This is a genomic window from Flavobacterium sp. GNP008, from assembly GCF_056428965.1.
Window position 1 is genome coordinate 1 of the sequence record NZ_JBWJVL010000023.1, and the last position, 271, is coordinate 271.

At 64.2% G+C, this 271-nt stretch carries 1 protein-coding gene; it reads right to left on the reverse strand.

The annotated features are described in order from the left end of the window. A partial coding sequence (locus AC0608_RS13725) for a FlgK family flagellar hook-associated protein (protein ID WP_478289462.1) occupies positions 1 to 271 on the reverse strand: 271 nt, incomplete at both ends.

Consider the following 271-nt stretch of genomic DNA (forward strand, 5'->3'; position numbering starts at 1 on the left):
TGACGGTGTCAGCGGTGGCCAGCGCGATACGCCCCAGGTCGTTGATGGTGGGCGTCAGCACATCGCTGCGGTAACGCAACAGGCCGCCGATGCTGCCACCGCTGAGCACATTGCCCAGGTCGATGGCGGTACTGCCACCGGCATTGAGCTGGATGGTGTACTGGGTCGGGTCGCTTTTGCTCGGCACTGCCGAAATGCTGTTGGACTGGTCGCCCAGCACCAGGGACTGGCCACTGCCAGTGCTGACGCTGAACACGCCGTTCTTCTCGCC